This is a genomic window from Litorivivens lipolytica (assembly GCF_014191715.1).
Taxonomy (GTDB): Bacteria; Pseudomonadota; Gammaproteobacteria; order Pseudomonadales; family Spongiibacteraceae; genus Litorivivens; species Litorivivens lipolytica.
Genome location: NZ_JACHWY010000002.1, coordinates 526,374 through 552,980, shown reverse-complemented (window position 1 = coordinate 552,980; position 26,607 = coordinate 526,374). Strand labels below are relative to the sequence as shown.

Below are 26,607 nucleotides of genomic sequence, written 5' to 3'. Positions count from 1 at the left end.
TTAACAGTTCTGCGGTGCAATAAACTTTTTGCCGAGCTGAACTTGCCGTCCATGCGCGCCACCTTTCTTCTTCGTCGTCTCTACAAACACCTGAAATTTCTGCTGACGCACTGGCAAAAAAGTCGAGGGCTTCGCCAACGCGCAGATCACACTGTCATTCTAAGCCTGCCAGTCACAGAACCCGTGGCTCTCGTCGATCGTCGCTTTCTGTCCTTTTCTATCGATATTTCCGTACTGGCTGGTGGCTACTGGTGGGAAGGAGCCCTCGACACAAAGCGCGGCCTCGGCACCCTGCGCGTGCCTCCAATGAATCTAAATACCAAAAAGCTGGACAAGCTGGTGCAGAAACTGGGGCCCGCCTATCTGCGTATTGGCGGCTCCGAAGCGGACAAAATCCATTATTTTGATCGCCCTGTCAGTGAGCCCGATGCTCTGGTTCTTACGCATCAGCAATGGGACGACCTGCACGCCTTTGTCGAGCGCAACCAGCTAAAACTGTTCTTCACCTGCAAGTACGGTCTGTTCTCACGAAAGGAACACGGCCGCTGGCAAGGCAGCGAGGTCGCAGAGCTCGTCAACTACAGCAAAGCGCGGGGCTATACTATCGACGTGTTTGAGCTCGGCAACGAACTCAATGCCTATTGGGCCTTTCACGGTCTGCGCGCACAACCCAAAGCCACAGATCTCGCCCGAGATTACGAACACTTCAGCCAGCTGGTTCGAGCGAGCTTCCCCAAAGCACGTATCTGCGGACCCGGCAGCGCCTTCTGGCCAAGGCTCGGCGAAACGGTGCGTCCCGTCAGCAATATCACGCCGCGTTTTCTCGCTTCGCTGACGACGCCCCTCGATATAGTCGACTGGCACTACTACCCATTTCAGAGTGATCGCAGCCCCTTGCGTACGCGAAGAGCGCGCTTGAAAACGCTGATCAACCCCGCTTCTTTCAAAGATTTTGAGCGTTACAGCAAGCGCCTTAAAAAACTTCGGGATAGATTTCAACCCAATGCCGAACTCTGGACGGGGGAAACGGGGTCTGCCCAGTGCGGCGGCCAACCGGATTTGTCAGATCGCTGGGCTTCCAGTTTCTGGTGGGCGGATCAACTCGGACAAGGCGCTCGCCTCGGACACAAAGTCATGGTGCGCCAGTCCTTACTGGGCGGTGACTACGGCATGATTGCCCGCCTGACCTTAAAGCCACGCCCTGACTACTGGGTCAGCTGGATGTGGGGACAATTGATGGGCCAGGACGTATACGCCATCGACAGTCGCGCCGATGGTCTGCGCGCCTATCTGCATCGGGCGCGTGATGGCAAGGGCTGGATACTCCTGCTGATCAATCTGATTGCCAGCGAAGTGAAAATCAGCCTGCCACCACACCTTGAAGCCACCGAAGGCTTTGAACTGATCGCCAAAAAACTCGATAGTCGGCGGCTACGGCTGAATGGCGAAAAGCTGCGCTGGCGCAGTGGTAAGGTTTCGCTGGCAGATTTCCCGGCTAAGTCCTTTACAGGAAAGGTGCCCACTTACAGCATCAGCTTCTGGCGTTGCACACTGCACAACTAGCGGTAGCGTAAAGTTCACCCTACCTTGGCGACCGATGACTCGCGGACCACTAACTCATGAGGCAACACGAGCCGCGGCGTGTCAGGCGCATTGCCGGCAAGCATGGATAGCATCAAGTTCATAACTTGCTCACCAATTCGATTGCGCGGCTGATGAATGCTGGTCAATCTGGGGTGGGTATACTCGGCAAAGGCAATATCGTCAAAACCAACCACTGACATATCTTCGGGAGGTTTCAGCCCAGCATCCCGGCAAGCCTGCAGGGCACCGATGGCCATTTCATCGTTGGCGCAAAATACCGCAGTGAAATCGCCACGCTTCAGCAAATCATTCATGCGGTCATAGCCGGACTGCAAGGAAAAATCACCGTTGAAGACGGCCTGGGTTTTAACCTTCGCCGCTTTCAAAGCCTGCCGGTAACCGATTAAGCGGTCCTCGCAAAGCGGTGAATCTTCAGGGCCATTAATAAACCCGATGTGACGGTGACCCAGCGATAGCAGGTGATTTACCGCATCACGGGCCGCGGCCACATTATCAATACACACGGTTGGCACAGGAATGTCACCATGGTATTCACAGGCCATCGCAAACGGCGGCCAATTTGGATCGACCGTCTTTCGGCCTTTTTTGTAAGCAAAGGGAATATTGCGCCCCAGACAGATCACACCGTCAGCCTGTCGCTGGGAAACCAGATCGGCGTAGGCTTTTTCCGTTGCCACATCGCCCTGGGTATCGCCCAGCAGAATGCGGTACTGGTGGCGCCGCGCAACACGTTCAATGCCCTGAATAATATTGGAGAAAAAGGGGTTGGCGATATCCGGCACCAGCACCACCACCATATTACTGCGGCGGCGCCGAAAATTTCGCGCCAGCGTATTGGTAACATAGCCACTACTCTCCACGGCCTTCATCACCTTTGCGCGCGTCTTCTCCGAGACTTTCTCAGGTTCAGCCAGCGTTCGCGAGACCGTCGCAATAGATACGCCGGCCATTTTTGCTACATCTTTGATGGTAACCATAGAATTCCCTGCGGATTTCGCACGTAGTTTAATGCGCTCAAGATCCGCTGGATACCCGACGGTCACGCCACCAGATCAAGCCAAATACCGGCAGCAGTAACAGGGGCAAAAGCGCCACCGCCTGAAAAGACTCGACTGAGGCAAATCGCAAGACCTCCTGCAACTCGGCCCCGCTCAAAGTCGCCAATTGATCCACACCGCCGGCCGCCTGAATCTTCGCTGTGTCAAAAATGGCGCCCATCTGCGGCAATACAAACTGGATCGACAAACCACCCGCGAAACCCGTCAGCCCCAGGAACAAAGCGCCACCGCGCGGATAGCGCTCGCTGACCACAGACAGCATGGTCGGCCAGAAATAACACACCCCTATACCCCAGAAAGTGGCGGATATAAAAGCGAGCAAGGGAGACGTCGACAAGCTCAGCCCGTAGAGCCCAGCTGCCGCAAAAATACAGCCGAAGAACAGCAGCCCCACTGACGAAATCCGATGGGCGATGACGCCGGCAAAATGACGCATAACAAACATCAGCATGCTGACGTAAATCAGAACGATGATACCGGGCATACCCACAATGTTAGACAGCGCTAGGTCTACCCATTGCCCCGGCGCCAACTCTGCAGCAGCAGTGATCATCATGATAAAAAACCAGACCACGTAGCCCGGTGCGCGGAAAAGCTCACGAAACATATCGCCGTAAGAAATACCTGCCTGAACGCGTTCCGTCACAGGGAATACCGTCGACAAGGTCAGCCACGCGAGTACCGCACCCGGCAAGATCAGCATGAGGAGATTGGTCTGCCATGGCAAATCCAGTGCGGCAAAGCCAAGGCCCGCCACGCCACCAACTACGATACCTGCCGGCCACCAGGCGTGCAGTACATTCAAGCGATGGGTTTTCTCTTCCGTGTAAATTGCCGTCACCATAGGATTACTGGCCGCCTCGACCGCTCCCCATCCCAAACCGGTCAACAGAAAACCCAAAAAGATCAGCCAATAGGTCACACTGGTCACCGGCATAAACGATGCTGCCACGACCAGCATACTGCCGACGATATAACCCAGCGCCGAAAACAGCAGCATGGCACGCATACCGACCTTGTCGACCAGCGCACTGCCAAACAGTAAGGTAAGCGCAAAGCCGATAAACGTTGCGCCTAACACCTCACCCACCAAACCGGCCGAGCGGGCAAGGTCCAGTTGATTGAAAATATCGCCTTGAATGTCGGAGGCAATACTGGCGCGTACGGCAAAGCCGAGGCCAATCATAAAGATCGAAAGGTTGCCGACCAAAAAGAGTCGTTTGCGATCAAGTGGCGTGTTCATACGATTCCTCTTATAGGCCCTTAAGAGCCTTTATTATTTGCTGTCTGCGTCATTGCGAGGAGCCCTGCGACGAAGCAATCTCTTGTTGATAACTAGATTACTTCGCGGGCTCGCAATGACGCTTGGTTCACTAGTTTTCAAGACCGAGCTGCCTACGATTAAAGGCTTCATCGGCATCCACGCCGGCAAAGTCGTCGAACGCACGATCCGTCATGCGAATCATATGATCGCGGATAAAAGGTGCGCCTTCGCGGGCGCCATCTTCCGGATGTTTCAGACAGCACTCCCATTCCAGCACCGCCCAGCCTTCATAACCGTATTGAGCAAATTTGCTAAAGATGGCTTTGAAGTCGATCTGACCATCGCCCAGTGAACGAAAGCGCCCCGGGCGATCTACCCAGCCCTGATAGCCGCCGTATACACCACTGCGACCATTGGGACGAAACTCCGCATCCTTCACATGGAAAGCCTTAATGCGATCGTGGTAGTGATCAATAAAGGCGAGATAATCGAGCTGTTGCAAAATCAGGTGGCTGGGGTCGTACAACATCGCCGCGCGCGGATGGTGATCGACCGCCTCGAGAAAGCGCTCGAAGCTGGCGCCGTCATGCAAGTCTTCACCGGGATGAATTTCGAAGCAGCAATCCACGCCCGCCTCGTCAAAGGCATCCAGAATCGGCCGCCAGCGTTTACCGAGTTCTTCGAAACCGGTTTCAACCAGGCCCGCCGGGCGCTGGGGCCAGGGGTAAAAGGTGTGCCACAACAAGGCACCCGAGAATGTCGCATGGGCTTTCAGCCCCAGACGCTCGCTGGCCTTTGCTGCCAGCTTCAGTTGCTCCACGGCCCAGGCCTGTCGCGCAGCGGGATTGCCGCGCACTTCGGGAATCGCGAAACCGTCCATCAACTCATCGTAGGCGGGATGCACCGCAACCAGCTGGCCCTGCAAATGCGTCGACAGCTCGGAAATTTCGAGCCCTGCATCGGCGATGCGCCCTTTCAACTCATCGCAGTAATCCTGACTTTCTGCCGCCTGTTCGAGATTGATCAGGCCCCGCTCAAAGGTGGGGAGCTGAATGCCTTTGTAGCCAAGGTCTGCGGCCCAGCGACAGAGCCCATCCAGACTGTTGAAAGGCAGCTCATCGCCAACAAATTGCGCTAGAAATATAGCCGGACCTTTCATGGTGTGTTCTCCTGTAAAAGCTGAAGCTCAGGCAGCAAAAACCACTTCGTTTCACTGGCCGAAGCCGCCACCGCTGATTCAATAAAACGCATGCCACGCAGGGCGTCAGACAAGCCCGGAACATCCAACTCAACATCAGTCGCAGCACGACCTTCAATGCGCGCACGCACCTGACCGGCGAAGTTGCGATAGTGATTGGCGAAGGCTTCCAGATAGCCTTCCGGGTGGCCACCGGGGGTACGACAATTAGCCGCCGCCAGTGGCGTCATGTCCGGGCCACCTGCGCGAAATACTTGTGGGTTAGCATCTAGGGGTTTAAGCAGTAGCGTGTTCGGGTCGGTGTGATTCCACTCCAGCCCCCCATGCTCTCCGTAAACCCGAATTTTGAGATTGTTTTCTTCGCCCGCACAGATCTGACTGGCAATCAGCACCCCGCGCGCGCCGTTCTGAAAACGCAGCAAAATTGCCGCGTCATCGTCCATTTGACGACCTTCCACCACCGACCCGAGGTCGGCGCATATCGCGGTAATCGCGCTACCGATCACGTATTCAGAGAGATGTGCAGCGTGTGAGCCAATATCACCGACACAGGTACTCGCACCGGATCGCGCGGGATCAAGCCGCCACTCGGCCTGCTTGCTACCCGCTTCTATTCCCGCCTGAGACAACCAGCCCTGCGGATACTCGACTAAGACTTTGCGCACCTTGCCCAAGCGACCCTCGCGCACCATGTCGCGGGCCTGTTTGATCATCGGGTAACCGGCATAAGTATGGGTCAGACCATAGAGCAAACTGCTTTTCTGCACGCATTCCGCCAGCGCCTCAGCCTCGCTCAGATTCAAGGTAGCCGGTTTATCGCTCAAGACATGAAAACCATTTTCCAGCGCTGCTTTTGCGACGGGGAAATGCAGGTGATTGGGCGTCACGACCGCGACGAAATCCATGCGCTCCCCTTTCGGCAACTGGGCTTCGCGTTGCATCATTTCTTCAAATGAGGCGTAACAGCGCTCATCAGGCAGGAAAAGCTCGCGTCCCTGCGCTTTAGAGATATCTGCTTTGCTGGAAAAAACACCACAAACCAATTCAATCTGACCATCCAGATTAGCAGCGGCGCGGTGAATCGGGCCGATCATGGAACCGGGGCCACCCCCGACCATGCCCATGCGGATTTTGCGCGGAATAGTTGTCATTGCTGTTCGCCCCGCACCCAATGCAAGGCCTTGGTCAGGAAGGTTTGATACTCCGGTACTTTGTAGGTGTGCGGCTGGTGACCAATAGCCGAATAGAGTACACGCCCCTGCCCCAGTTTATGACGCCACGCAATGGGGTGCTCGCCGGGCATACGGTCATTGCCTATCCAGGTTTCGCCCTGCGTGATGTAACTAGACTCATCCAGAGTTAACAGAATCTCGTAACCCTTCTCTCGTACATTCTGATCAAAGGCATACCACTCCTCTTGTTTAACGCTCCACGGATCAGGCAGGTGCGAGGTAAGCTCGACGGTCTTGTCAGCCACCATGACATCGGCATCCTGAAACTGAGGATCCATGGTGTGACCAATAAACTGCGCGCCAATCAGCGTGTCGACATACCAGTCCCACTCATAACTGAAATCGCCGCCGGAAGCGTGAATGCCCAACCAGCCTCCCCCGTTTTCAATCCATTGTTTCAAGGCCTCACGCTGATCAGCGGTCAGCACGTCACCGGAGACGTTGTTCCAGACGATAGCATCGAACTTTTCCAGCAGCTCCGGTGTATGAATCGCACCGTTGTCGGTCTGGTAAACGATCCAGCCCTCAGCCACTATCAACTCACCCAGTACTTGCTTGGCGACAGGAATCGCATCTTTGTGAATAAAACCGTTGGTTTTGGTAAACACCAGAATCGCCGGTTTGTCGAAAACAGATACTACGGGAGCTTCGGTTTCATAAATCTTTCGGGGAATGATCCCGTTGGCTTTTAACTGATAATAGCCATAGCCAAGCAGTGCTATCAGCAGCACCAGAAAACTCAGCAAAACGGGTTTTAGCCAGTTTTTCATTGTGAACTTCCTTTTTAAAAACGAGCCTGCTTTACAGACAACCTGAGATTTAAAAGATCAAAGCTTACCCGCTTGCAATTGCTTAACCGCAAAATCACAGGCGCGCGCGGTAAAGGCCATATAGGTAAGTGAGGGATTTACGCAAGATGAGGATGTCATGGCCGCGCCGTCCGTCACAAACAGATTGGGAATGCCATGCACTTGATTATTAGCGTTAACCACCGCCTGTTGTGGATCAGCCCCCATTCGCGCCGTACCCATCTCGTGAATACCGGACCCCATAGGTACTTCTATGCTGTCCTGCTGGATCGAGAAAACCGCGCCAGCCGCTTTCATAATACGATCCGCCTGCTGTACGGCATCCGCCCACAACTTGTACTCGTTCTCCCGCCAAGTGGCATCAAACACGACTTGCGGAATACCAAAACGATCTTTCTTTGTTGGGTGCAACGTCATCCGGTTACGCTTATCAGGCAGACACTCGGTAAAAGCCGACAAAGCCCAAACCCACATACCGGGCTTGCGGAGGGAGTTTTTCAGGTCTGCACCAAAGCCTTTCTTGTTTAAGCCGGTTTGCCAATTCATTCTCACCACATTGGCCTGAAAACCGTAACCTCGTACAAAATCGAGTGATTCATCCTGCTGCTTCAGATTCCTGAAGCGAGGAATGTAGGTGCCGTTTGGTCGATTGCCGTACCAATAGCTATCCATGTCATCGACAAAGAATCCTAACGCCGACATTCCCAGCGCGTGATCCATCATGTAACGACCCAAAGCACCGCTGCGATTGCCTAAACCTTCAGGAAAGTATTCATTTGCGGAGTTCATCAGAATTTGGGTTGAACCCACCGTCGAAGCGCACAGGAAAACGATTCTGGAGCGGAAAGAGAAACGTTCTCCTGTGCGGCTATCGATAACGCGCACTTCACTGATGCGCTTTGTGTCGGGATCATAAATCAGTTTTTCGACAACAGAGTCCGGCCGCAGGGTCAGTTTGCCGGTAGCCTTGGCGGCAGGCAGGGTTGAGCTTTGGGAACTGAAATAACTACCGGTCGAACAGCCTCGATGACAAGGGCCGCAATAGTGACAGGCAGCACGCCCCTTATGATCTTGTGTCAGAATCGCCGCACGCCCCATTGTCAATTTGAGATCGGGCGCTTTGCGCTTCAGTCGTCCTTTGATGGTTTTTTCAATTTTGTGCATTCCCATCGGCGGCAAAAACTCGCTGTCGGGCAACTCATCCAGCCCCAGCGGCTCACCGCTGACGCCAATAAATTTTTCTACGTAGGAATACCAGGGCGCGAGGTCCTTGTAGCTAACGGGCCAGGGGATACCATGTCCGTCCTGAGCGTTGGCTTGAAAATCCTGTTCGCTCCAGCGGTAGGTCTGACGCCCCCAGAGCAGAGAACGCCCGCCAACCACGTTGGCGCGAATCCAGTTAAAGGGTTTGCCTTCGTCGCGAACGTAAGGGTTCTGTTTGTCGTTGTTGAAAAAGTGACGCGTTGCTTCACTGAAGGCGTAACTGGTGCTCTGTACCGGATACTCTTCGCGGTAGAGCTCACGAGGTTTTTTGCCTTGATAGGGCAACTTCCAGTCGGGCGCGTGCTCACCGAGGTAGTCCACACTGTGACGAAGCTCGGCGCCGCGCTCCAGCACCAACACCTTCAAACCTTTCTCAGTCAGTTCCTTCGCCGCCCAGCCGCCAGAGATGCCAGAGCCCACGACAATCGCATCAAAATCCTGATTAATCGCTTTCATCCTTCCCCCTAAATCACCATGCCAGACCACGAGCTGTCGTCTTCACCTAGCGGGTAATCTCCATCGAAGCGCATCGGCATAGCTTCATAACGCAGTACTTGAGTCGCGCCCACCTCAGAAGTAAAAAAACCCCAAATAGTGAATTCCTTTAGCTTGCAGATAAACGGAGCATCGCTAACAAACTCTCCCATCCCGGTATTCCCCAGGTCATACCAAGGAGAGTCACTGGCGTCAGCCTCAAGTTCTTCCAGAATCCCGGTTCTCTGCTTCTCACTCAAATTTTCAAAAGGTGCCCCAAAGGATTCCTTCGTGGTCGCCATCAGATCATTGAGTCCATTCAGGAAAATGGCGCGCTCCTCTGGAGTCAGCCATTCAAAGACCATCAGTTCCACAAAACGTGGCACACCGGCATCGATTGCACCCGGCGTCTCTGTGCGCGGAATAATGGTTTCAGTGAGCATGGCGAGCGTTGCCTTCTGCTCAGCGGGCAGAAATTCACCAGGCTTGGCGATATAGTTAGGGGCCGTGGCCAGATAGACCCGCTGTTCTTCGGTCAAGGTAAATCCGGCCTGAGCCGCCGTGGCGCCGGTAATCAGCAGTGCGGCGCATTCCAGAAACTGCCTGCGATTCATGATGACCTCCCGATCAAGGATTTCAGGGCCTGCCACCAGGGCAGCGCAATCATAAGTCCAGCCAGAAAACTCACTGGTACATGTAAAGGCGACTGACCAAAGAAATAGCCGCCCGCGCGAAACAGGCTGTAACCGTAGTAAACGGGGCCGATACCGCTAAGGTGGTACAGCTCGTAAAAGAGCCAGGCCGTAGGCTCAAGACACCAGAGGAGAAAGATCGCGACCGCGACACCTCCAATAAGGCGCCGCCGGCTCAGCTGCGGTCTGTTGTTATTCATATCCTAGACTCGCGTTACAGAAACAGGGACAGCAATGACGCAACGTAAACGTTTACATTAGTTTCCCGAGAATACCCTGTCAAGCGCGTACAGGCCCTGTCAGGGCTGGAGAGGATCGTTGGCGAGCAGCAGCACCGCAGCGGCGCCGGCAAAGGCATTGTGCTGACGATCACCCGCCGGCATGGACAGACTCACCGTGCCATCACCACTGCGATCAATCAGCGCCAGGGTATGTTCGCCACGGCGGATTTCGTAACTGACCGTCGACGGTGCCTGGCCAATGGTCGACGCTTGACTGCCCACCACATCAAAGCGGGTACCGGCAACCTCCAGAACACCCTGCATGGGTTCAGGCTCATTAGTGCTCATATCCAGTTGCCACTGAGGCCACTGCGGGCCCGCTCCTTTAGATTTGCAGTTCAACGCGGCGGTATAGGCAACGTTTTCCTTCATCGACATGGAGTCGGTGCCATCATTGCGACGAATGCCGGTTTGCTTTTCTTCAATATGAAGCATCTGACGACAACGCAGATTAGCCAGCGGACCTTCCGGCCCACTGAAATTTACCTGCAATTCGGATTCGTTGTGCTGGGTCACGGTACCGCTGTTCAGCTGGTGACCACGCGGACTGTCACTGCCCACAGAAACTTGCACGTCAGAGTTTGTGGTGGCGGGCAGCAAGCTCCAGATGGATTGCGCAACGACCTCGCCAGTAAACGGGCCGAACAACAAAGGTTGCTTGCGCAGTCGCGCCCAACTACCGGCGCCGGTTACGGGATAGCGCTCAATGTCTGCTCCCACCCAGTCCAGCGGCTCTAAAGCCTGCTGGTGAGTAACAGTACAACCTGCCACCACAACAGCGGCGACGGTCAGACCAAGAGATACAGAACGGGAAAGAGGATTGAAAACCGGCATAGCGCGACTCACAAACGGGTAAAATAAGTCGCGTACTATGCGCCAGTTTTCGGGTTTAGCCAATCATTTCATTCAGCGCCCAGCATGGCGCGAAGCTCGGTAAATTCCTCTACCCCGGCAGGCCCCCACTCGCGGCCGAGACCTGACTGTTTAAAGCCACCAAACGGCGCCTGCAAATCTGGCCCTGCGCCATTCAAGTGAACCTGCCCAGCGCGAATCTGACGACCGACCTTGCGTGCACTTTCAATCGAACCGCCATAGACATAGGCCGATAAGCCATACTCTGTGTCGTTGGCCATTTCGACCGCATGGGCTTCATCGCGATAGGGAATCATTGTCAGCACCGGCCCAAAGACTTCTTGCCGGGCAATGGTTGCTTTGTTATCCGGCACCGAGAACAAGGTGGGTTTGACGAAGTAGCCTTTATCTAATCCCTCGGGGCGGCCGGTTCCACCAACCAGCTTGCGTGCCCCTTCTGATTCGGCACGCTCAATCAAAGCCTGCACCCGCTCAAACTGACGACCGTTGGCGAGCGGCCCGGTAGTGGTATCCGGCGCCAGTGGATCGCCCACTTTTACCGAGCCCATCGCCGCCACGGCGATGGCTTCGGCTTCGGCCAGACGCGACTCGGGCACCAACATCCGCGACGGCGCGTTGCAGCTTTGACCACTGTTATTCAGAAGGTGGAGCACACCTTTTGTCACCGCCTCTTCCAGCGGTGCATCTTCAAGAATGATATTGGGTGATTTACCGCCCAGCTCAAGCGATACGCGCTTGATCGAGTCCGCCGCGCTGCGCGATACGGAAGCACCGGCTGCAGTGGAACCGGTCAGTGAAACCACATCAACTTCCGGGTGAGACGCCATGTGCGGGCCAATGTCCGGACCGCTGCCCCAGACCACGTTAAACACACCCGCGGGCACCCCGGCGGCATCCATAATTTCGGCAAAAATCTGCCCAGACAGCGCCGCAAATTCCGAGGGCTTCAGCACCATAGTGCACCCAGACAAAAGCGCGGGCGCCACCTTGCAAGCAATCTGATTCAGCGGCCAATTCCAGGGCGTGATCAGGGCGCAAACACCGGCGGCCTCACGCGTTACGATCGCACTGCCGCGGCGGGTTTCCCATTCAATGCTATCTGCCAAGGCAATCGCGGTCTGAAAATGCCCCATGCCAATCGGCACCTGCGCGCCCTTGGCAATGCGCTCCAGCGGCGCCCCCATTTCTGTGCTGACCGCTTTAGCCAGATCGTCAAAACGCTTTTCGTACTCAGCCACAATGGCCTTGAGAATATCGACCCGACTCTGCAAAGACGAAGAAGCAAACGCCGGGAAAGCCGCGCGCGCTGCCTGCACCGCACGATCCACGTCAGCCTTGCCGCCAAAATGCAGCTCGCCGACTACCTCTTCCGTCGCCGGATTGATAATGCTGTGAACCGAGCTGACGGCATCTGAAGCAAGCCACTCGCCGTTGATATAGTGCTTGGAAATTGTGTGCATAATCTGCCCCGCGTTGTTATTGATCTCAGGTGCTCAACCCTACCGCTCAGCTTGCGGCTGCACAATGCGTGGAATCGTTAATTTTCGGTAGGCTGGGCGTCAAACTCTTCAAGTACCGCCAGCGCTTCATCCAACATCTCGATCCAGTAGTCTTCATATTTGAGACCGGATTTAAGCACTACGTAGCGCAGCGCCGCCGCGCGATCTTTCGGCGGTTCACTGTAATCTTTCGCCTCAAACTCCCGATAGAGCGCGCGTTTGGCCAAATGCTGCTTGCGCTGAGCCCGCAGGGAATCCGCCAGACCAGCCGGCCCCACCACCCCTTCTGCCCGCAATCGCACCATCATCGGGTCGCGCAAAGGCGCCGGCTCACTGCCCTCGCTGATCCAGCGTTTCAGTTCCTTTCGCCCCGCCGGCAAGACACGGTGCTTTTTCTTCACCCCGCGCGCGTTTTCCTCGGGCGTGGATTCAATCAAGCCTTCGCTCTCCATTCGCGACAGCTCCCGATAAATCTGCTGGTGGGTCGCGTTCCAGAAGTAGGCGATAGAGCGATCAAAGCGCTTGGCCAGCTCAAGACCGGAGGCCGGCTTTTCAATCAAGGCAGTCAACAGGGCGTGACGGAGGGACATAGATTCATCCACAGGGCAATTTCGACAAAGTCTGACCGATCCAAAATTATTTGCAACCAGTTGCAATTTGATGCAGGATTAATTGCAACTAGTTGCACAAATGTACGAGGCAGACCCCATGAGTCACTACCCGAACCTGACCCGCCCACTGGATTTGGGCTTCACCACCCTGCGTAACCCCGTGATCATGGGCTCCATGCACGTGGGCCTGGAAGAGGCCGAAAACGGCTTTGAGCGGATGGCGGCGTTCTATGCAGAGCGCGCCAAGGGCGAAGTTGGCCTGATGGTCACGGGCGGTATCGCGCCTAATGAGCGCGGCGTTCCCCTGCCCGGCGGCGCCAAACTAACCACCAAAGAAGAGGCCAATGAGCACCGTATTATTACGTCTGCCGTGCACGAAGCCGGTGGCAAGATCGCCATGCAGATCTTGCACTTTGGCCGCTATGCCTATCATCAGGACCTGGTGGCCCCGAGCGCTATTCGGGCACCCATCAACTCTGCTACACCCCACGCCCTGACCGATGAAGAAATCGAGCAGACCATCGACGACTACGTAAACTGCGCGTCGCTGGCTCAATACGCCGGCTACGATGGCGTGGAAATCATGGGGTCCGAGGGCTACCTGATAAACGAGTTTATCGCCCAGCGCACCAATCATCGCGACGATCGCTGGGGCGGTGCCTACGAAAACCGCATCCGCTTCCCGATCGAGATCGTGCGCCGGGTTCGAGAGAAAGTAGGCACCAACTTCATCATCATCTATCGCCTGTCCATGCTGGATCTGGTGGAAGGCGGTTCCAGTTGGGAAGAGGTCGTCACCTTGGCCAAGGCCATCGAAGCGGCTGGCGCCACCATTCTCAATACCGGTATCGGCTGGCACGAAGCCCGGGTACCGACTATCGCCACCAAAGTACCGCGCGGCGCTTTTGGCTGGGTAACTAAACGGCTGATGGGCGAGGTGAATATTCCGCTGGTCACCAGCAACCGCATTAACACTCCGGAAGTAGCCGAAGAACTGCTGGCCGGAGGCTACTGCAATATGGTGTCGATGGCTCGCCCCTTCCTAGCCGACTCCCAGTTTGTGGTGAAAGCCCGCGAAGGCCGCGCTGATGAGATCAACACCTGTATCGGCTGCAATCAGGCCTGCCTGGATCACACCTTCTCCGGCAAGATCACCTCCTGTCTGGTAAACCCTCGCGCCTGTCACGAAACCGAACTGTTGATAGAACCTTCGCAATCACCGAAACGCGTCGCCGTGGTCGGTGCCGGCCCGGCCGGTTTGAGCTGCGCAGTCACCGCCTCAGAGCGTGGCCATAAAGTCACCCTGTTTGAAGCGGACGCGGACATTGGCGGCCAATTCAACATCGCCCGCCGTATTCCCGGCAAGGATGAGTTCAATGAAACCCTACGCTACTTCCGCCGTCAGCTGGAATTGAAAAATGTCGACGTGCGCCTGAACACGCGCGTCAGTGCCGACGACTTAAAAAACGGCGAATACGACGAGGTCATTATCGCCACGGGTATTGCACCGCGCACGCCGGAAATACCGGGTGTCGATCACCCGAAAGTGGTGAGCTATCTCGATGTGCTGAAAAACGGCGTTGAGGTGGGTGACCGGGTTGCCATCGTCGGCGCCGGCGGCATCGGCTTTGACGTTGCAGAATATCTCGCCCATCAGAAACCGGCGAATGACGAGCAGGGCAGCGACTACACGGAAACTTTTTTCCGCGAATGGGGCGTTGATACCGACTACACCACACCCGGTGGTTTGAAAGCCGCGGATATTTCCCCCGCTCAGCGCAGCCTGCACTTGTTACAGCGTAAAACCAGCAAAGTCGGCGCCCAACTCGGCACCACCACCGGCTGGATTCACCGCAGCTCGCTGAAAGCTCGCGGCGTTGCCATGCAGCCCGGCGTACAGTATCGCGCGATTGACGATCAGGGCCTGCATATCGAAACCGCCGACGGCGTGGAGATTCTGGAGGTGGACAACATCGTGATTTGCGCTGGGCAGGAGCCAGAGCGCACACTGGCCAATGCACTGCAGGACGCAGGCATCAAGGTCCATATTATTGGCGGCGCCGATGTAGCGGCGGAACTGGATGCCAAGCGCGCCATCAATCAGGGCACCCGACTGGCGGCCAGCCTGTAACAGACGGTTCAACAATAAAAGGGAGAACAGCATGACAGAAGCACCGAACAACCTGCATCCGGCGGTCGCCAAATCACTGGCGGCCTGGCACGAGATGGTAGAAAAGCTGGATCTCGCAGCGCTGGAAAAGATCGTCCACCCGGACGCGACTTTCCGCTCGCCCATGTCGATCAACCCCTACACCCCGGCACCGGCGCTGATTCTTGCGCTGAGCACCGTCATCACGATATTCGAAGACTTTACCTACCACCGCCAGTTTGGCAGTGAAGACGGTCTGAATGTGGTGTTGGAATTCAGTGCCAAGGTGGGTGACAAAACCCTTAAAGGCATCGATATGATTCGCTTTGACGAACAGGGTTTGATTACCGACTTTGAAGTAATGATCAGACCTTTGAACGGCCTGCAGGCGCTTGGTGCTGCCATGGCAGAGCGCGTCGGCAATGCAATGCCCGACTTCAAGGTAAAGAATCGCCCCTGATTACACAGCAAAACCACCCCCACTCTGAGAGCGCAGCCCCGCTGCGCTTTTTTATGCCTGCGGCTTTTTCATCTGAGACACATTCATCTGGGAAACATAGTGACTACCGCCCTTCCAGTATAAAAAGGCGCCCACCAGCGTGGTCGACAAGCTCAGCAACAGGGCGTAGCGAATCGAGCTAACGCCGTACCCGGAAATGGCATCACTGATCAGACCAACCAGCGTAGGTCCGAGCCCCATCCCCAGCAAATTAAACGAAAGTAGCAGCAATGCCGCAGCCTGAGTGCGACTGTGAGACGGCACGATGTTCTGCACCGCCGCATAGGTCGGCCCGATCCAGAAACCGGCAAAGACCGAAGACACCGCCATAAAAAGAATCGCAACGGGAATGGTTTTTCCAAACAGGGTAAATACCGAACCCTCCGGCCATAGCAGAAAGGCAATCTGCAAGGGCAGTGAAATCAAAATACCGAGCATGGGCAGGCGCAACTGCCAAACCACATCCTTCGCCGCCATACGATCACAGATATAGCCGCCCAGCACAGTACCCAGGCCACCCCCGAAAGCCCCAATCAAACCGAGATACAGACCCGCCTCTATCAGACTGATTTCGTGCACCCGAATCAGAAAACTCGGTGACCAGACGCCAAAACCGTAGCCGCTGATCGCGGTAAAGCCCACTGCCAACGCAATATAAGGGAAGGCCGGCACAGCCAGAATATTCTTAATGCCCTGCATAAAACCCTCGGGCATCAGTGGTCCGCTATCCTTTACCGGCTCGCGCACGGTAAATTTCAGTAATAGCGCCAGAAAAATACCCGGAATGCCAAACACAAAAAACACCATGCGCCAGCCATACATATCGGCAATAATCGCCCCACCAAACAAACCTACCAGCACACCAATATTGGGCGCGGTCGACAGCACACCGAGAGCAAACGAACGTTTTTCCGGGGGGAAATAATCGGCCACCAGCGACTGGGATGGCGGCGTACCACCAGCCTCACCAACGCCGACCCCAATGCGCAGCAAGGCCAGCTGCCAGAAGTTAACCGCCATACCACACAGTGCCGTCACCAGACTCCACACACTCATGGATATGGAAAGCACATTGGTTCGCGACCAACTATCGGCCAGTTTCGCTACCGGCACACCGAGCGTGGCGTAAAACAACGCGAAGGCAAACCCGGTAAGAAAACCCATCTGCGTATCAGTGGCGCCAAACTCCGCCTTGATCGGCTCCAGCAGAATCGTCATCACCTGACGGTCAACAAAATTCAGCAGGTAACCCAGCGTCAGAATAGCGAGTACGTAGTTTCGATAACCGGGGCTGAACTGGGTATGCGACACAGGATCACCGTTGCTTGTCGTTGGGGAGGTTCACGCAGTATGCCAAGCAGGTGGCCCTGCAGGATTAACTATAACTCACCTTTGCACAATGACCCGGCAAGCGCTCTGGAACCAAGTCTTTGAGGGCATCTTCCGTTAGAATGCTTCCTCTATCTCGACAAACGTTCCTGCCATGCCGCTGGACAACACCGCAAAATCAGACTTGCTCCTGCTCGTTGTCACACTGCTGGCGGCGCTGGGCTGGATACTGTCCAGAGAAGCCGTTACCGTGATGCCGCCCCTGCAGTTCATGTCAATTCGCTTTTTGCTGGCCAGTGCCTTTCTGGCGCTATTTGCACGCAAGCAGCTGCCCACCATCGGTCTGTCGGGATTAATTCGCTGCCTGCGCGTTGGCGCTGTATTTGGCATCGCCATGAGTTTTTGGGTCGTTGGCTTACAGCAATCCAGCCACGTGGGCGAAGCGGCCTTTATCGCCAGCTTGGGCGTCATCATGGTCCCGCTGATCGCCCGGCTGTTCTTCGGTGAGGCCATTCCTTTCTATACCTGGCTGGCCATGCCCTTTGCCGTCACGGGTCTGGCCTTTTTGTCATTAAGTCACGGCCTGCGACTTGAAAGCGCACAGATTCTGCTACTGGTTTCCGCCGCTATCTTTGCCCTGTATTTCAATCTCAACACCCGGGCCGCCAACAGCCAATCCACCACACTGGCCGATGGCCGAACCAGTGAAACCGCCAAAATTCCTGTGTTGGCATTAACCACCGTCGTGCTCGGTTCGGTGGGCATCATTACCGGCTTGCTATCCCTGATGCTCGAACCCTGGACAAAAACCCTTACCGAGTTCAAACCCATTTTCGCCTTCTGGATTATCGCCTCGGCCCTGATCAGTACCGCGTTGCGCTTTCTGGTACAAACCTATGCCCAGAGCCTTACGCGCCACAGCAACGGGGTGGTGATTATGATTCTGGAGCCGGTATGGGTGGCGATTATTGCCGCCTTCTGGTTCGCGGAAAGCATGAGCGGCGCGCAGCTGATCGGCTGCGGTTTGATCTTTCTGTCGCTGTTGGTGAATCGGCTGAAAGTAGTTTCCAGCCTGATCCGACGACTCTACCGCTGAGATAAGCCTTTACACAGGTGTCGGTTGTCGCAATGGCAAGCCGGCCGTGCGATAACAAGCGTCAATCACTTTCATATTCGCGATGGCATCGTCGGCCGTCGTTGGAAAGGGGGCTCCATCCAAAACCGCATCGGCAAATGCCTGAAGTTGAGCCGCATAGGACGATGGCTGTTTCGGCACTGTCTCCTTGCGCGACTTGCCTCCCGCAGTGACTGTCAATCGATGCAATAGCTGCGGCGCAATCGGATTGAATACTCGCATTGATCCGAGCGACCCCGTCACTTCCGCGCCCGCCCCGATCAGCTTGCGAGACAGCATCGAGATATGCATTTCTCCAGTAAAACCGCCGGGAAACGTAAACTCGGCATCGACTCGGCGATCAATGTTTTCGCGTTTCAGTTTCGTCTCGACCGATGCCACTTCAGGCTCCTGCCCCGCCAGCGTCCGCAACAGATGTATCGCGTAGCAACCTACGTCCATCAAGGTGCCTCCCGCGAGTCGGTAATCCCAACGGATATCTTCGATAACCAGCGGGATATGCATCCACGACTTAACATGACGCAGCTCACCCAATTCACCTGAAGCGATTATTTCAAGCATGCGCGCAGTCAGCGCGTGATAGCGGTAGTGGAAGGCCTCCATCACGACCAGACCGCTACGTCGTGCAACCTCCGCCACTCTCTCGGCCTCTTCGGCATTCGCGGTAAACGGCTTCTCACACAACACATGTTTGCCCGCTTCTAACGCCGCGATAGTCCAATGACCGTGCAAACCATTCGGCAGGGGGTTGTAGATGGCATCAATATCGGGCGAGGCCAAAAGCTCTTCGTAAGACGAGAACACTTGGGTAAGCCCATGCTTGGCCGCAAATTTTTGTGCGCGTTTTACATCACGGGCAGCGATACCGACCAGCTCAATCTGCGGGTTTTCCCGTGCAGGAGAGACCAGTGCCATCGGCGTAATACGAGCCGCTCCCAGTACACCGATTCGAAGAACTTTTTGCGTCATTTCTCTATGCCATCTTTATGATTATTGTCAGACCTTAACAACCGAGGCCTCTGCATGTTATTTGATCTGTTTTACACCTGACGCGGTTACCGCGCAAGCCAGCCGTTACTGGAGAAGCTGAACCAGGAATTTCCTGCCGTCCTTTGCCAGATCATCCTGACTGGCAGCCAGCGGCCGCCAGATAGCTGCAGCATCCGCAATGGTTTTACAATCGGGAGTAAATGACTCAATAATGCAGTCACCTCGGTAGCCAATCTCGGCAAGCCCCTGGGCCAGCTCTTGCCAATGCACCTGACCCGAGCCCGGAGCGCCCCGGTCACTTTCACTGGCATCGACATAAACCAGATCGTCTCCCGCTATACGTACTGCATCCAGAACCGACTTTTCCTCAATATTCATATGGAAGGTATCCAGATGAATTTTGACTGAGGGCAAATCGATATCACGAATCAATTGCTTAACTTGAGCAGCCGTATTGATCAGATCGGTCTCGAAACGATTCAGAGGTTCAATCGCCATCGTCACGCCATGATCCGCGGCCATCTTGCCCGCCTGCGTCAGCCCCTCGACCGCCCGCTCCCACTCGACTTTCTTTTGTTCCGCGCTAATTTGCCGACGCTTACCCACAGCAGAATAGGCCGGTCCTGCCAATATTTTCACGCCTAGTTGTTCACAGAGCCGAAGCGTGTCACGGATATAATTCAGGCTGTTTTTACGAACGGCAGGATCGTCGTGCGTTAAATCCCGGTCGGGGCCATAGGCGCCGGACACATGCAAACGAACCGGGGAATCTTGCAGGGCAGACCGGATGCTACTGACATTGATCAGCTCGGGCGCCTCGACCGGTACGGTAAATGCATCAAAGCCCATATCCACCGCCTTTTGAATCAGCGGTATTGCGCTATCATCAAACGGCGAGGTCCATACCCAGGCGTTGACACCTATCCCAATTGAGCGCTTTACCTTACTCATCCGAACCCTCTGTAAAACCCGATATCGAGCATCCGGACTGTAGTGCAAATGGCTTGCAGGGTCACTTTTCCTCTCATCCAAATGCGGGATGCTTCCATAAACCACTCCTATGGCAATCTGACAGCACGGCTGTGTTTTTACGATGCGTAGTTCAATCGCCCACATCGGATTTATCGCTCGAGGAGACCCAAAGCGTGAAAAGAATAATAAGATCGTGTTCGGCAGCCATGGCGTTGGGATTCTTTAGTCAGACAGTCGCTGCTACCAGCCCCGAGCCCTACGCTAACAGTCACTGGGTGAGTGTGCACGGTGACAGCCACAACTCGGATTATGTTCCTCTCTCGCCAAGCACCAAGGTTGAACCCTATTGGGAAGCACTTGAGGGCGCCGCGATTTTTGTTGGGCCGATTTTTGACACCCAAGGTCAACTGTATGTGCCCACCGGTCGCGGACAGGGCACCAGTCATCTGCATGCCTTTAGCCGCGACGGGAAGCTGCTGTGGGAAACACCGCCCATGCAGTCACTTGATGATGTTGATTACGGCGCCGTCATTTCTGCGCCCATTATCGATACTGACAATAATGTCTACTCCAACGACTTGAATCAGTTGTGGTCGTTTACGCCGGAGGGCGAAAAACGCTGGGTTGTTAATTTCAAGGATCACCGCATCGATGGCTTGTTTATCACTCCCGTCTTTCATCCCAATGGCTGGATCGGCGGCGTCAGCAGCGACGGCAAAGTGGCGTTTTTTCATCGCGACAGCGGCAAGCTGGCTGCCCCCGTTCTAACGCTGCCAGTAAGCCAGGGCAAACCCTCCGCTGACCTGCCGCCGGGTATTTGGCAAGGCGGCTTGATCGCTGAAGTCTTTCACCAGCCACTGTGGGATATTCTCTACGGTCGCAATATGGCGGTCACCAATACCCCGGCGATTCACAATACCTCTGGCCGCCTGTTCATCACCTCCGCCGCAGAAAACCCCGAAGACGGCGTACTGTTCGGCATAGACATCGCCGACTCAAAAATAAAGATCGCATTTGCCACACCAATGGGGGGCGGCTCCGGCACCAGCCCGGCCATTTCTCCTGACGGGAAACTTGTCTACGCGATTGACGACCATGGCGTAATGATCGCCGTCGACAGCGAAAGCGGTGATGTGAAGTGGAGCGCCAGCGATACCATGGGGCAGGCCTCCCCATCCATTGGACCTGACGGCACCGTCTATTCCTTTAATGGCGAGCAGGGAACGATTGTCGCTATAGATGGAAAAACTGGGGCTATCAAGTGGCGCCGGGACTACCACCACGTCGCCAAGGAACAGCTGAATTGGCATCTATTATTTGATCGTGTTGCAACCGTAGACGGATTGATTACCGTCACAGACACCGGCTTATGGACGTTTCTCGATCTCTGTTATCAGGTCGATCTCGGCGCAACTCCTTTTCCCCAGCCACGCAAAGTCGTTGTCGCGCAGATTGACCCGGGCTCTGGCGAGGTGATTGCGACCTTTGATAGCCGGGATGCTTCCGGTGCCTGTTGTCCCGGATGCTGACAACAACCTTTACTTGACGCTCTCAGGTACCGCGACCTCGATCTTTAAGTACGGCGTTGATCCGCAGTTACCCTTCTTTCTAAGAAGCGGTTTTGAGCCCGTGGGCGGTATTCAGGTGTTTAAACCCGTTAAAGAGTAAGCCCTGAGACTACCGCGTTTCTTATAAGGCTTAGGCATTTTTCAGAAGGGAAAAGGAAAGAGGCTTCTTGAACGAAAACCTCTTAAACCCGCGTCAACCGTATCTTTTGGACCATCTAAAAATGGTCGGAGTGAGAGGATTTGAACCTCCGACCCCTGCCTCCCGAAGACAGTGCTCTACCAAGCTGAGCTACACTCCGATTGACTCGCGAACCTCGCCATATCGGCGAGGCGCGGTACTATACCAAAGGCCTATGACCGACTCAACAATCCCTCAGTTAGCCGGTTCCGGGCCTTGACTGAGCGCGTTGGCAGGCAGCAAACGCAGGTCAAAAATCGGCAATTCGATGCCGCGCACCTGCACGGTATAGGGGTTTGGCTCGTTGATATCTGGATTCGCTGCGTTGACCGCGGATGCGACAGGGTCGACCGGCAGCTGTTCGCCCCCTGCGGTCTGTACCAAGGTTGTGCCACCGGTGGCCGATGAACCACTGATCACAGCGCTGAATTGCACATGTCGCTGATAAAACAACAAGCCTACGCGATCCCCTGGTTGTAGGCGCTCGCCAACTCCCGGCAACAGAAAGCTGTCGGTACCAACGACGTTTGGATTACCGGTATAGGGCACGCCTGAGTCTGGGTTTTCCACCAGCCCAGTCACCTCAGCGTCCACCAGAATGTTGCGAACCCCGCGTTGAATACCAACGCCGAAGAAGGCGATCGCGGTATTGGGGTTGCCCTCGACATTTTGAACGGTAATTTCATCGATGCTCGGGATTCCCGCAAGGACGTAGTTATCGCCTGCACTTTCCGGAACAGTGAATACCTCTAGGAACGCAGGCGTTGCCACGTCAGTTCCCCCGCTGCCGGCACCAATGCTGATGCTGCCGCTTTCCAGCCGTGTGGGCACGCCACCGGTTGCCACGCTCTGGCTACCTTTGGGGAAATCATCGAGTAACAACCCCTGGGCCTGTGCTTTATGCGCATCATCGGTATCCGCCACCGAGATACATACGGTAGACAGGTTCTCGTAGTCCTCCGAGCTTTCGCCCTTGAGATAATAAGCAAACCACTTGCGAATTACCTCAAGGCCGTCAACGTCGCCGCAATGGGAGTCGCCTTCATACAGGTTATCGAGGGGGTTCATATGACCGCCCTCATTGGTAAGCACTGCCACTTTTTGATCGCCCAGCGAAGACAGGAACTTGTAGTTCCAATACGCCTCGGTCATGTTAAAGAGTACATCGCGGTTGCCCTGAATCAGCAAGGTAGGAACGTTGCGTGCTACAAAGGTGCTGGTATCAGTGCAGCCGGGGCGATCTGTATCGCACCAGGGCCCTTTACCATTTTGATTCTGGAAATGACGCATATGGCGGTTAAACATCTGCAGCACCACATCACGCTTGTAGCCATGATCGTTCTCCAGCCGGCTCATCAAATCATCTTTCGTACGAATGAAATTGGCCTCAGCACTTCTGTAGCCAATCAGATCGCACATATCCTCAACCGCAGGAGTATTGGTAACGTCGGGATTGTCCGGGCCACCCGTACCTTCGGCAAACAGGCAAAGCAAGCCATCAAATGAGAGCTTCACAGCATCGCCCGGCAGGAGGCTATTAATCAGGCTGTGCCAGGTACCTACTGGCACAATGGTATCCACACGTTTGTCCAACTGGGCAAGCGCGAACTGCCAACCTCCGCCGTAGCTGTAGCCGATCAGGCCGACACGAAAGTCATTGGCAATGCCGGTGTCGTCTTCAGTGTAGATACTGTAAGTCGCCGCATTTTCAGCCAGCCAGTCGAGCAAGCGAATCGCATCTTGCGTTTCGGCTTGAGGATCCATTACTCGCGCCAGACCACCACCGTTATCCGGCTGGGATTCGCCGTGGCCGCGCTGGTTAAAGGAAACTGCGACGTAACCAAAATGAGGGAGGGTCCGAAACAGATCCCGAATCTGAGGAAAGTGTGCCGTCTCATCTACAACACCGTCTTCATCAATCTCGCCCGACAGTTCCCCGCCGTAGCCGTGAGAGTCAATAACCACCGGAAACCGATCACCGGGGCAGCGCTCTGGTAGGGCAATGCTCACTTCAAAGGTGGTGCTGTCAATCTCAAGGAGATCGAAATCATAATTGTCCGTATCGTATACGTTCCGTAAGTTGTTGGTGACCTTAACAACCCGAACCTCCTCATCCCGGGGCAATCGCTCAGATTCATCACACTGGAGAGTCGGCGGCGGCGCGGTAACTACGGGGACACTGGATGCCGTTACTGGCTCAGGCGAATCCGATGAACTACTGTCATTGCAGGCGCTGAGAATCACAACGGCAGGCAGGACCAACAAGGCCTTCACAATACGAACTACAGGCATGCTATTTCTCACTATGTTTACACCTGACACAGTCTAACAGGATGGTCTACCCTGTTGACATCCGAACTTAGTACATACGCGTATACCCCCTAAGCGGATTTTTTAATTTCCGCTCGTGGAAACCCGCCCGCAATTGATAAAAAACCGTCAGGTCAGTAAGTTAAGGCCTGTATAACCTTAAACCGGCAAGGGGATAACCATGAAAAAATACCTGATTCCGGCCTGCGTTTTGTCCGCATCAGTGTTTGCTCCACTTAGCTCCAGCTCAGGCCAGCCCACGGCTCAGGTGCTGGAGGAAGTCATCGTCACGGCCCAGCGCCGCAGCGAAAGCACTCAGGATATCCCCGTTGCCATCACCGGCTTTACCGGAAATGCGATAGAAAAGTTTGGCGTGGAAAGCACCAATGATGTGGGTGCGCAGGTGCCCAATATGCAAGTCAGCGGCCCCTACGGCGAGGTGCAGCCCATTTTTGCCATCCGCGGCGTGAGCATGTCGGACTACAACTCCAATCAGGCCAGCCCCATTGGCGTTTACGTGGATGAGGCCTACCAGCCTGCGGTTTACTCCCACGGTGCCAACTTCTTTGATCTGGAGCGACTTGAGGTACTGCGCGGGCCGCAGGGGACGCTTTACGGCAAAAACACCACCGGTGGCGCCATCAACATGATTACCCGCACACCGGAGATTGACACCCCTTTCAATGGACGTATTCGCGCTGGCGTCGGTTCCTATGACGCTACCGTGGCTGAAGCTGCTGTGGAAGGCACTGTGCTACCCGGGACCCTGTCCGCGCGGGTTGCACTGATGTTCAAAAAGGATGACGGCTATCAGGAAAATCCCCTCGGCGGCGCCAACGGTGCCCAGACCGATACTCGCGGTGGCCGACTGGCCTTGAACTGGGCGATCAATGACAACACCACGGCCATTCTCAAGGTCACCCGCACCGAAAATGACGCCAATACCGCGCAAGTGCGCAATGAGCCGGGCGTGGACATCCGCAATACCTCCAGTACCGCCAACTCCAATGGCTTTATCGATTACACCGGTTACTCGCGCCCCCATGAAGACCTCGACTTTCACGAAATCGAGTCCAACAAGATGGGGCCATTGATTACCACTACCGACACCGCCGTGCTGAACGTGACAATGAACTACGAGACCTTCTCTATCGTCTCAGTCAGCTCCTACGGCGACGCTCAGTATTTTCAGGATGCCAACACAGACGGTTCACCCCTGCGTTTGCTGGAGATCGACTGGTCATCCGACACGGTTTACTACAGCCAGGATCTGCGCTTTGTCAGTGAGTGGGCGAGTCCCTTTCAATTGATCGCCGGCGTTTACTACGGTTATGAAAATCTCGGCTTGCAGAATATCTACTGTATTTTTGAAGACCTTCCAGACACGCGCGTGGGCGAAGAAAACTCGGATACCGCGGGCCTCGCCCCCTTCCTCGTGGGCTTTGGCTGTGTAGATCAGCGCTTGCGCACCGAAAAAGACAGCCGCGCCGTCTACGGCCAAGTGCGCTTTGAGCCCACCGAGCGTTTCGGCATTGATCTGGGCATGCGCTATACCGAAGATCGCAACGACATGCCCTACTACAACACTTCGCGAATCGGCTACGATGGCAGCCCCATCGGCACCTGGGTGCCGGCCAACTCCACCGGCCGCGACGAGGCTTTTACGCCCCTTATTGTTTCGCCTAACCAGATTGCCTATTGCGCGGCTAATCCCGGTGCTTGCAGCGGCACCCCCGGATACACCCACGGCGATTACACACTGGAATCCCAGGATCCGCTGGAAGCCATTGAAAAGGAATGGACAGGCAAACTCGGCGCCGACTATGCGCTGACACCGGACATATTGCTCTACGCCTCTTACAGCCGCGGCTATCGTAGCGGCAGCTACAACGGCGGCGTGTACTACCTTGAGCGCGACTTGGAAGAGGCCTATGCCCGGCCTGAATTTATCGATGCCTATGAGATCGGTGTTAAAGCCGACCTGCTCGATGGCCGCGCCCGCTTTAATGCTGCCGCCTTCTATTACGACTACACCGACCAGCAATTTGTCAACGTGGTGGGTATTTCCGTCTTTCTGGAAAATGCCGGCGCCTCAGAGATTCAAGGGGTGGAAGCAGAGTTTCAATATCAGATCAGTCAACGCCTGTTCCTGAATGCCGGCGTTGGCCTGCTCGATACTGAATACAAGGAGCTTATGCTCGCCGACACCACCACCTTGGCCAACCCCGAGGATCAGGTGGATCTCGCCGGCAACGATCTGATCTCAGCACCGGATGTGAACTTTAATATCTCCGTGGACTGGGATGTGCTGGTCACCGACTACGGCTACCTCTCCCTCAACGTTAATGGGTCCTATCAGAGCAAACAGTGGTTTAGCGCCTACAACGATGACGCGGAATACGAAGCGACCAAACAGGATGCCTACCACCTGCTCAATGCGCGCCTGAGCTGGTTCTCTGCAGATGACCGCTACAGCCTGGCCGCCTTTGTGAAAAATATCGAAGACGTGGAATACGACTACTACGCCATCGATTTGCAGGCCTCCTTTGGCTACACCTATTTTCTTTCCGGGCCACCGAAAAGCTGGGGTGTGGAGGCGAGTTATCGCTTCTAGCGCC

The 26,607-nt window shown here is 55.3% G+C and carries 21 protein-coding genes and 1 tRNA gene; 6 read left to right on the top strand and 16 right to left on the bottom strand.

Annotation, left to right across the window (positions count from 1 at the left end; translation table 11 throughout):
• Window positions 1-51 precede the first annotated feature (51 nt).
• Window positions 52-1,563: a glycosyl hydrolase family 79 N-terminal domain-containing protein gene (locus FHR99_RS10895; protein WP_183410679.1), complete on the top strand. Its 1,512-nt coding sequence runs from the start codon at window positions 52-54 to the stop codon at window positions 1,561-1,563.
• Window positions 1,564-1,577: 14 nt separating this feature from the next.
• On the opposite strand, the gene FHR99_RS10890 is transcribed toward FHR99_RS10895, so the two are convergent.
• The 11 genes from FHR99_RS10890 to FHR99_RS10840 form a co-directional block, all read right to left on the bottom strand.
• Window positions 1,578-2,582, bottom strand: coding sequence for a LacI family DNA-binding transcriptional regulator (locus tag FHR99_RS10890; RefSeq protein ID WP_183410678.1), 1,005 nt, complete (start codon window positions 2,580-2,582; stop codon window positions 1,578-1,580).
• Window positions 2,583-2,619: 37 nt separating this feature from the next.
• The gene (locus tag FHR99_RS10885; RefSeq protein ID WP_183410677.1) at window positions 2,620-3,906 is read right to left on the bottom strand and encodes an MFS transporter; all 1,287 of its coding nucleotides are present in this window, start codon (window positions 3,904-3,906) and stop codon (window positions 2,620-2,622) included.
• Window positions 3,907-4,036: 130 nt separating this feature from the next.
• Window positions 4,037-5,086: a sugar phosphate isomerase/epimerase family protein gene (locus FHR99_RS10880; protein ID WP_183410676.1), complete on the bottom strand. Its 1,050-nt coding sequence runs from the start codon at window positions 5,084-5,086 to the stop codon at window positions 4,037-4,039.
• On the bottom strand, window positions 5,083-6,276 hold the full coding sequence (locus FHR99_RS10875) for a Gfo/Idh/MocA family protein (protein WP_246386750.1): 1,194 nt from the start codon (window positions 6,274-6,276) through the stop codon (window positions 5,083-5,085). The genes FHR99_RS10880 and FHR99_RS10875 overlap by 4 nt, the downstream gene beginning before the upstream one ends.
• Window positions 6,273-7,127 (bottom strand): ThuA domain-containing protein, encoded by an 855-nt coding sequence (locus tag FHR99_RS10870; RefSeq protein WP_183410675.1) that lies wholly within the window; start codon window positions 7,125-7,127, stop codon window positions 6,273-6,275. Before FHR99_RS10870 ends, FHR99_RS10875 begins: the two co-directional genes overlap by 4 nt.
• A gap of 57 nt (window positions 7,128-7,184) precedes the next feature.
• Entirely contained in the window at window positions 7,185-8,885 is a 1,701-nt protein-coding gene (locus tag FHR99_RS10865) for a GMC oxidoreductase (RefSeq protein WP_183410674.1), read from the bottom strand.
• An 8-nt stretch (window positions 8,886-8,893) separates the two neighbouring features.
• The gene (locus FHR99_RS10860; RefSeq protein ID WP_183410673.1) at window positions 8,894-9,517 is read right to left on the bottom strand and encodes a gluconate 2-dehydrogenase subunit 3 family protein; all 624 of its coding nucleotides are present in this window, start codon (window positions 9,515-9,517) and stop codon (window positions 8,894-8,896) included.
• Entirely contained in the window at window positions 9,514-9,795 is a 282-nt protein-coding gene (locus FHR99_RS10855; RefSeq protein WP_183410672.1) for a hypothetical protein, read from the bottom strand. The genes FHR99_RS10860 and FHR99_RS10855 overlap by 4 nt, the downstream gene beginning before the upstream one ends.
• A 99-nt stretch (window positions 9,796-9,894) precedes the next feature.
• The gene (locus tag FHR99_RS10850) at window positions 9,895-10,710 is read right to left on the bottom strand and encodes a hypothetical protein (protein WP_183410671.1); all 816 of its coding nucleotides are present in this window, start codon (window positions 10,708-10,710) and stop codon (window positions 9,895-9,897) included.
• A 68-nt stretch (window positions 10,711-10,778) separates the two neighbouring features.
• Window positions 10,779-12,209, bottom strand: a complete 1,431-nt coding sequence (locus FHR99_RS10845; RefSeq protein WP_183410670.1) for an aldehyde dehydrogenase family protein — start codon at window positions 12,207-12,209, stop codon at window positions 10,779-10,781.
• A 77-nt stretch (window positions 12,210-12,286) separates the two neighbouring features.
• On the bottom strand, window positions 12,287-12,838 hold the full coding sequence (locus tag FHR99_RS10840) for a PadR family transcriptional regulator (RefSeq protein WP_183410669.1): 552 nt from the start codon (window positions 12,836-12,838) through the stop codon (window positions 12,287-12,289).
• 118 nt (window positions 12,839-12,956) lie between these two features.
• Here FHR99_RS10840 and FHR99_RS10835 point away from each other — a divergent pair, with 118 nt between their 5' ends.
• Window positions 12,957-14,990 carry an NADPH-dependent 2,4-dienoyl-CoA reductase gene (locus FHR99_RS10835; RefSeq protein ID WP_183410668.1) on the top strand — a complete coding sequence of 678 codons (2,034 nt, stop codon included), beginning with the start codon at window positions 12,957-12,959 and terminating at the stop codon, window positions 14,988-14,990.
• Between the two features lie 31 nt (window positions 14,991-15,021).
• Complete coding sequence (locus FHR99_RS10830) at window positions 15,022-15,468, top strand: nuclear transport factor 2 family protein (RefSeq protein ID WP_183410667.1); 447 nt, start codon at window positions 15,022-15,024, stop codon at window positions 15,466-15,468.
• A gap of 51 nt (window positions 15,469-15,519) precedes the next feature.
• Here the strand turns inward: FHR99_RS10830 and FHR99_RS10825 are convergent, their stop codons facing one another.
• Entirely contained in the window at window positions 15,520-16,818 is a 1,299-nt protein-coding gene (locus tag FHR99_RS10825; RefSeq protein ID WP_343067527.1) for a spinster family MFS transporter, read from the bottom strand.
• Between the two features lie 172 nt (window positions 16,819-16,990).
• Between FHR99_RS10825 and FHR99_RS10820 the strand changes: the two genes are divergently transcribed.
• Window positions 16,991-17,932: a DMT family transporter gene (locus tag FHR99_RS10820; RefSeq protein ID WP_183410666.1), complete on the top strand. Its 942-nt coding sequence runs from the start codon at window positions 16,991-16,993 to the stop codon at window positions 17,930-17,932.
• A 9-nt stretch (window positions 17,933-17,941) separates the two neighbouring features.
• Here the strand turns inward: FHR99_RS10820 and FHR99_RS10815 are convergent, their stop codons facing one another.
• Together FHR99_RS10815 and FHR99_RS10810 are read right to left on the bottom strand one after the other, a co-directional pair.
• Window positions 17,942-18,940: a Gfo/Idh/MocA family protein gene (locus tag FHR99_RS10815; RefSeq protein ID WP_183410665.1), complete on the bottom strand. Its 999-nt coding sequence runs from the start codon at window positions 18,938-18,940 to the stop codon at window positions 17,942-17,944.
• Between the two features lie 105 nt (window positions 18,941-19,045).
• Window positions 19,046-19,912: a sugar phosphate isomerase/epimerase family protein gene (locus FHR99_RS10810; protein WP_221200464.1), complete on the bottom strand. Its 867-nt coding sequence runs from the start codon at window positions 19,910-19,912 to the stop codon at window positions 19,046-19,048.
• A 227-nt stretch (window positions 19,913-20,139) separates the two neighbouring features.
• On the opposite strand from FHR99_RS10810, the gene FHR99_RS10805 reads away from it, so the two are divergent.
• Window positions 20,140-21,462, top strand: coding sequence for an outer membrane protein assembly factor BamB family protein (locus tag FHR99_RS10805; RefSeq protein ID WP_183410664.1), 1,323 nt, complete (start codon window positions 20,140-20,142; stop codon window positions 21,460-21,462).
• 261 nt (window positions 21,463-21,723) lie between these two features.
• Here the strand turns inward: FHR99_RS10805 and FHR99_RS10800 are convergent.
• Window positions 21,724-21,800: transfer RNA gene (locus tag FHR99_RS10800), tRNA-Pro, on the bottom strand.
• Window positions 21,801-21,874: 74 nt separating this feature from the next.
• Entirely contained in the window at window positions 21,875-23,971 is a 2,097-nt protein-coding gene (locus FHR99_RS10795) for an alpha/beta hydrolase family protein (protein WP_183410663.1), read from the bottom strand.
• 199 nt (window positions 23,972-24,170) lie between these two features.
• On the opposite strand from FHR99_RS10795, the gene FHR99_RS10790 reads away from it, so the two are divergent.
• Entirely contained in the window at window positions 24,171-26,603 is a 2,433-nt protein-coding gene (locus tag FHR99_RS10790; protein ID WP_183410662.1) for a TonB-dependent receptor, read from the top strand.
• Window positions 26,604-26,607 lie beyond the last annotated feature (4 nt).

Excerpts from the sequence above, each read along its gene's own strand:
- FHR99_RS10895 (WP_183410679.1), top strand. The coding sequence starts at position 52 with ATGCGCGCCACCTTTCTTCTTCGTCGTCTCTACAAACACCTGAAATTT.
- FHR99_RS10890 (WP_183410678.1), bottom strand. The coding sequence starts at position 2,582 with ATGGTTACCATCAAAGATGTAGCAAAAATGGCCGGCGTATCTATTGCG.
- FHR99_RS10885 (WP_183410677.1), bottom strand. The coding sequence starts at position 3,906 with ATGAACACGCCACTTGATCGCAAACGACTCTTTTTGGTCGGCAACCTT.
- FHR99_RS10880 (WP_183410676.1), bottom strand. The coding sequence starts at position 5,086 with ATGAAAGGTCCGGCTATATTTCTAGCGCAATTTGTTGGCGATGAGCTG.
- FHR99_RS10875 (WP_246386750.1), bottom strand. The coding sequence starts at position 6,276 with ATGACAACTATTCCGCGCAAAATCCGCATGGGCATGGTCGGGGGTGGC.
- FHR99_RS10870 (WP_183410675.1), bottom strand. The coding sequence starts at position 7,127 with ATGAAAAACTGGCTAAAACCCGTTTTGCTGAGTTTTCTGGTGCTGCTG.
- FHR99_RS10865 (WP_183410674.1), bottom strand. The coding sequence starts at position 8,885 with ATGAAAGCGATTAATCAGGATTTTGATGCGATTGTCGTGGGCTCTGGC.
- FHR99_RS10860 (WP_183410673.1), bottom strand. The coding sequence starts at position 9,517 with ATGAATCGCAGGCAGTTTCTGGAATGCGCCGCACTGCTGATTACCGGC.
- FHR99_RS10855 (WP_183410672.1), bottom strand. The coding sequence starts at position 9,795 with ATGAATAACAACAGACCGCAGCTGAGCCGGCGGCGCCTTATTGGAGGT.
- FHR99_RS10850 (WP_183410671.1), bottom strand. The coding sequence starts at position 10,710 with ATGCCGGTTTTCAATCCTCTTTCCCGTTCTGTATCTCTTGGTCTGACC.
- FHR99_RS10845 (WP_183410670.1), bottom strand. The coding sequence starts at position 12,209 with ATGCACACAATTTCCAAGCACTATATCAACGGCGAGTGGCTTGCTTCA.
- FHR99_RS10840 (WP_183410669.1), bottom strand. The coding sequence starts at position 12,838 with ATGTCCCTCCGTCACGCCCTGTTGACTGCCTTGATTGAAAAGCCGGCC.
- FHR99_RS10835 (WP_183410668.1), top strand. The coding sequence starts at position 12,957 with ATGAGTCACTACCCGAACCTGACCCGCCCACTGGATTTGGGCTTCACC.
- FHR99_RS10830 (WP_183410667.1), top strand. The coding sequence starts at position 15,022 with ATGACAGAAGCACCGAACAACCTGCATCCGGCGGTCGCCAAATCACTG.
- FHR99_RS10820 (WP_183410666.1), top strand. The coding sequence starts at position 16,991 with ATGCCGCTGGACAACACCGCAAAATCAGACTTGCTCCTGCTCGTTGTC.
- FHR99_RS10815 (WP_183410665.1), bottom strand. The coding sequence starts at position 18,940 with ATGACGCAAAAAGTTCTTCGAATCGGTGTACTGGGAGCGGCTCGTATT.
- FHR99_RS10810 (WP_221200464.1), bottom strand. The coding sequence starts at position 19,912 with ATGAGTAAGGTAAAGCGCTCAATTGGGATAGGTGTCAACGCCTGGGTA.
- FHR99_RS10805 (WP_183410664.1), top strand. The coding sequence starts at position 20,140 with ATGGCGTTGGGATTCTTTAGTCAGACAGTCGCTGCTACCAGCCCCGAG.
- FHR99_RS10795 (WP_183410663.1), bottom strand. The coding sequence starts at position 23,971 with ATGCCTGTAGTTCGTATTGTGAAGGCCTTGTTGGTCCTGCCTGCCGTT.
- FHR99_RS10790 (WP_183410662.1), top strand. The coding sequence starts at position 24,171 with ATGAAAAAATACCTGATTCCGGCCTGCGTTTTGTCCGCATCAGTGTTT.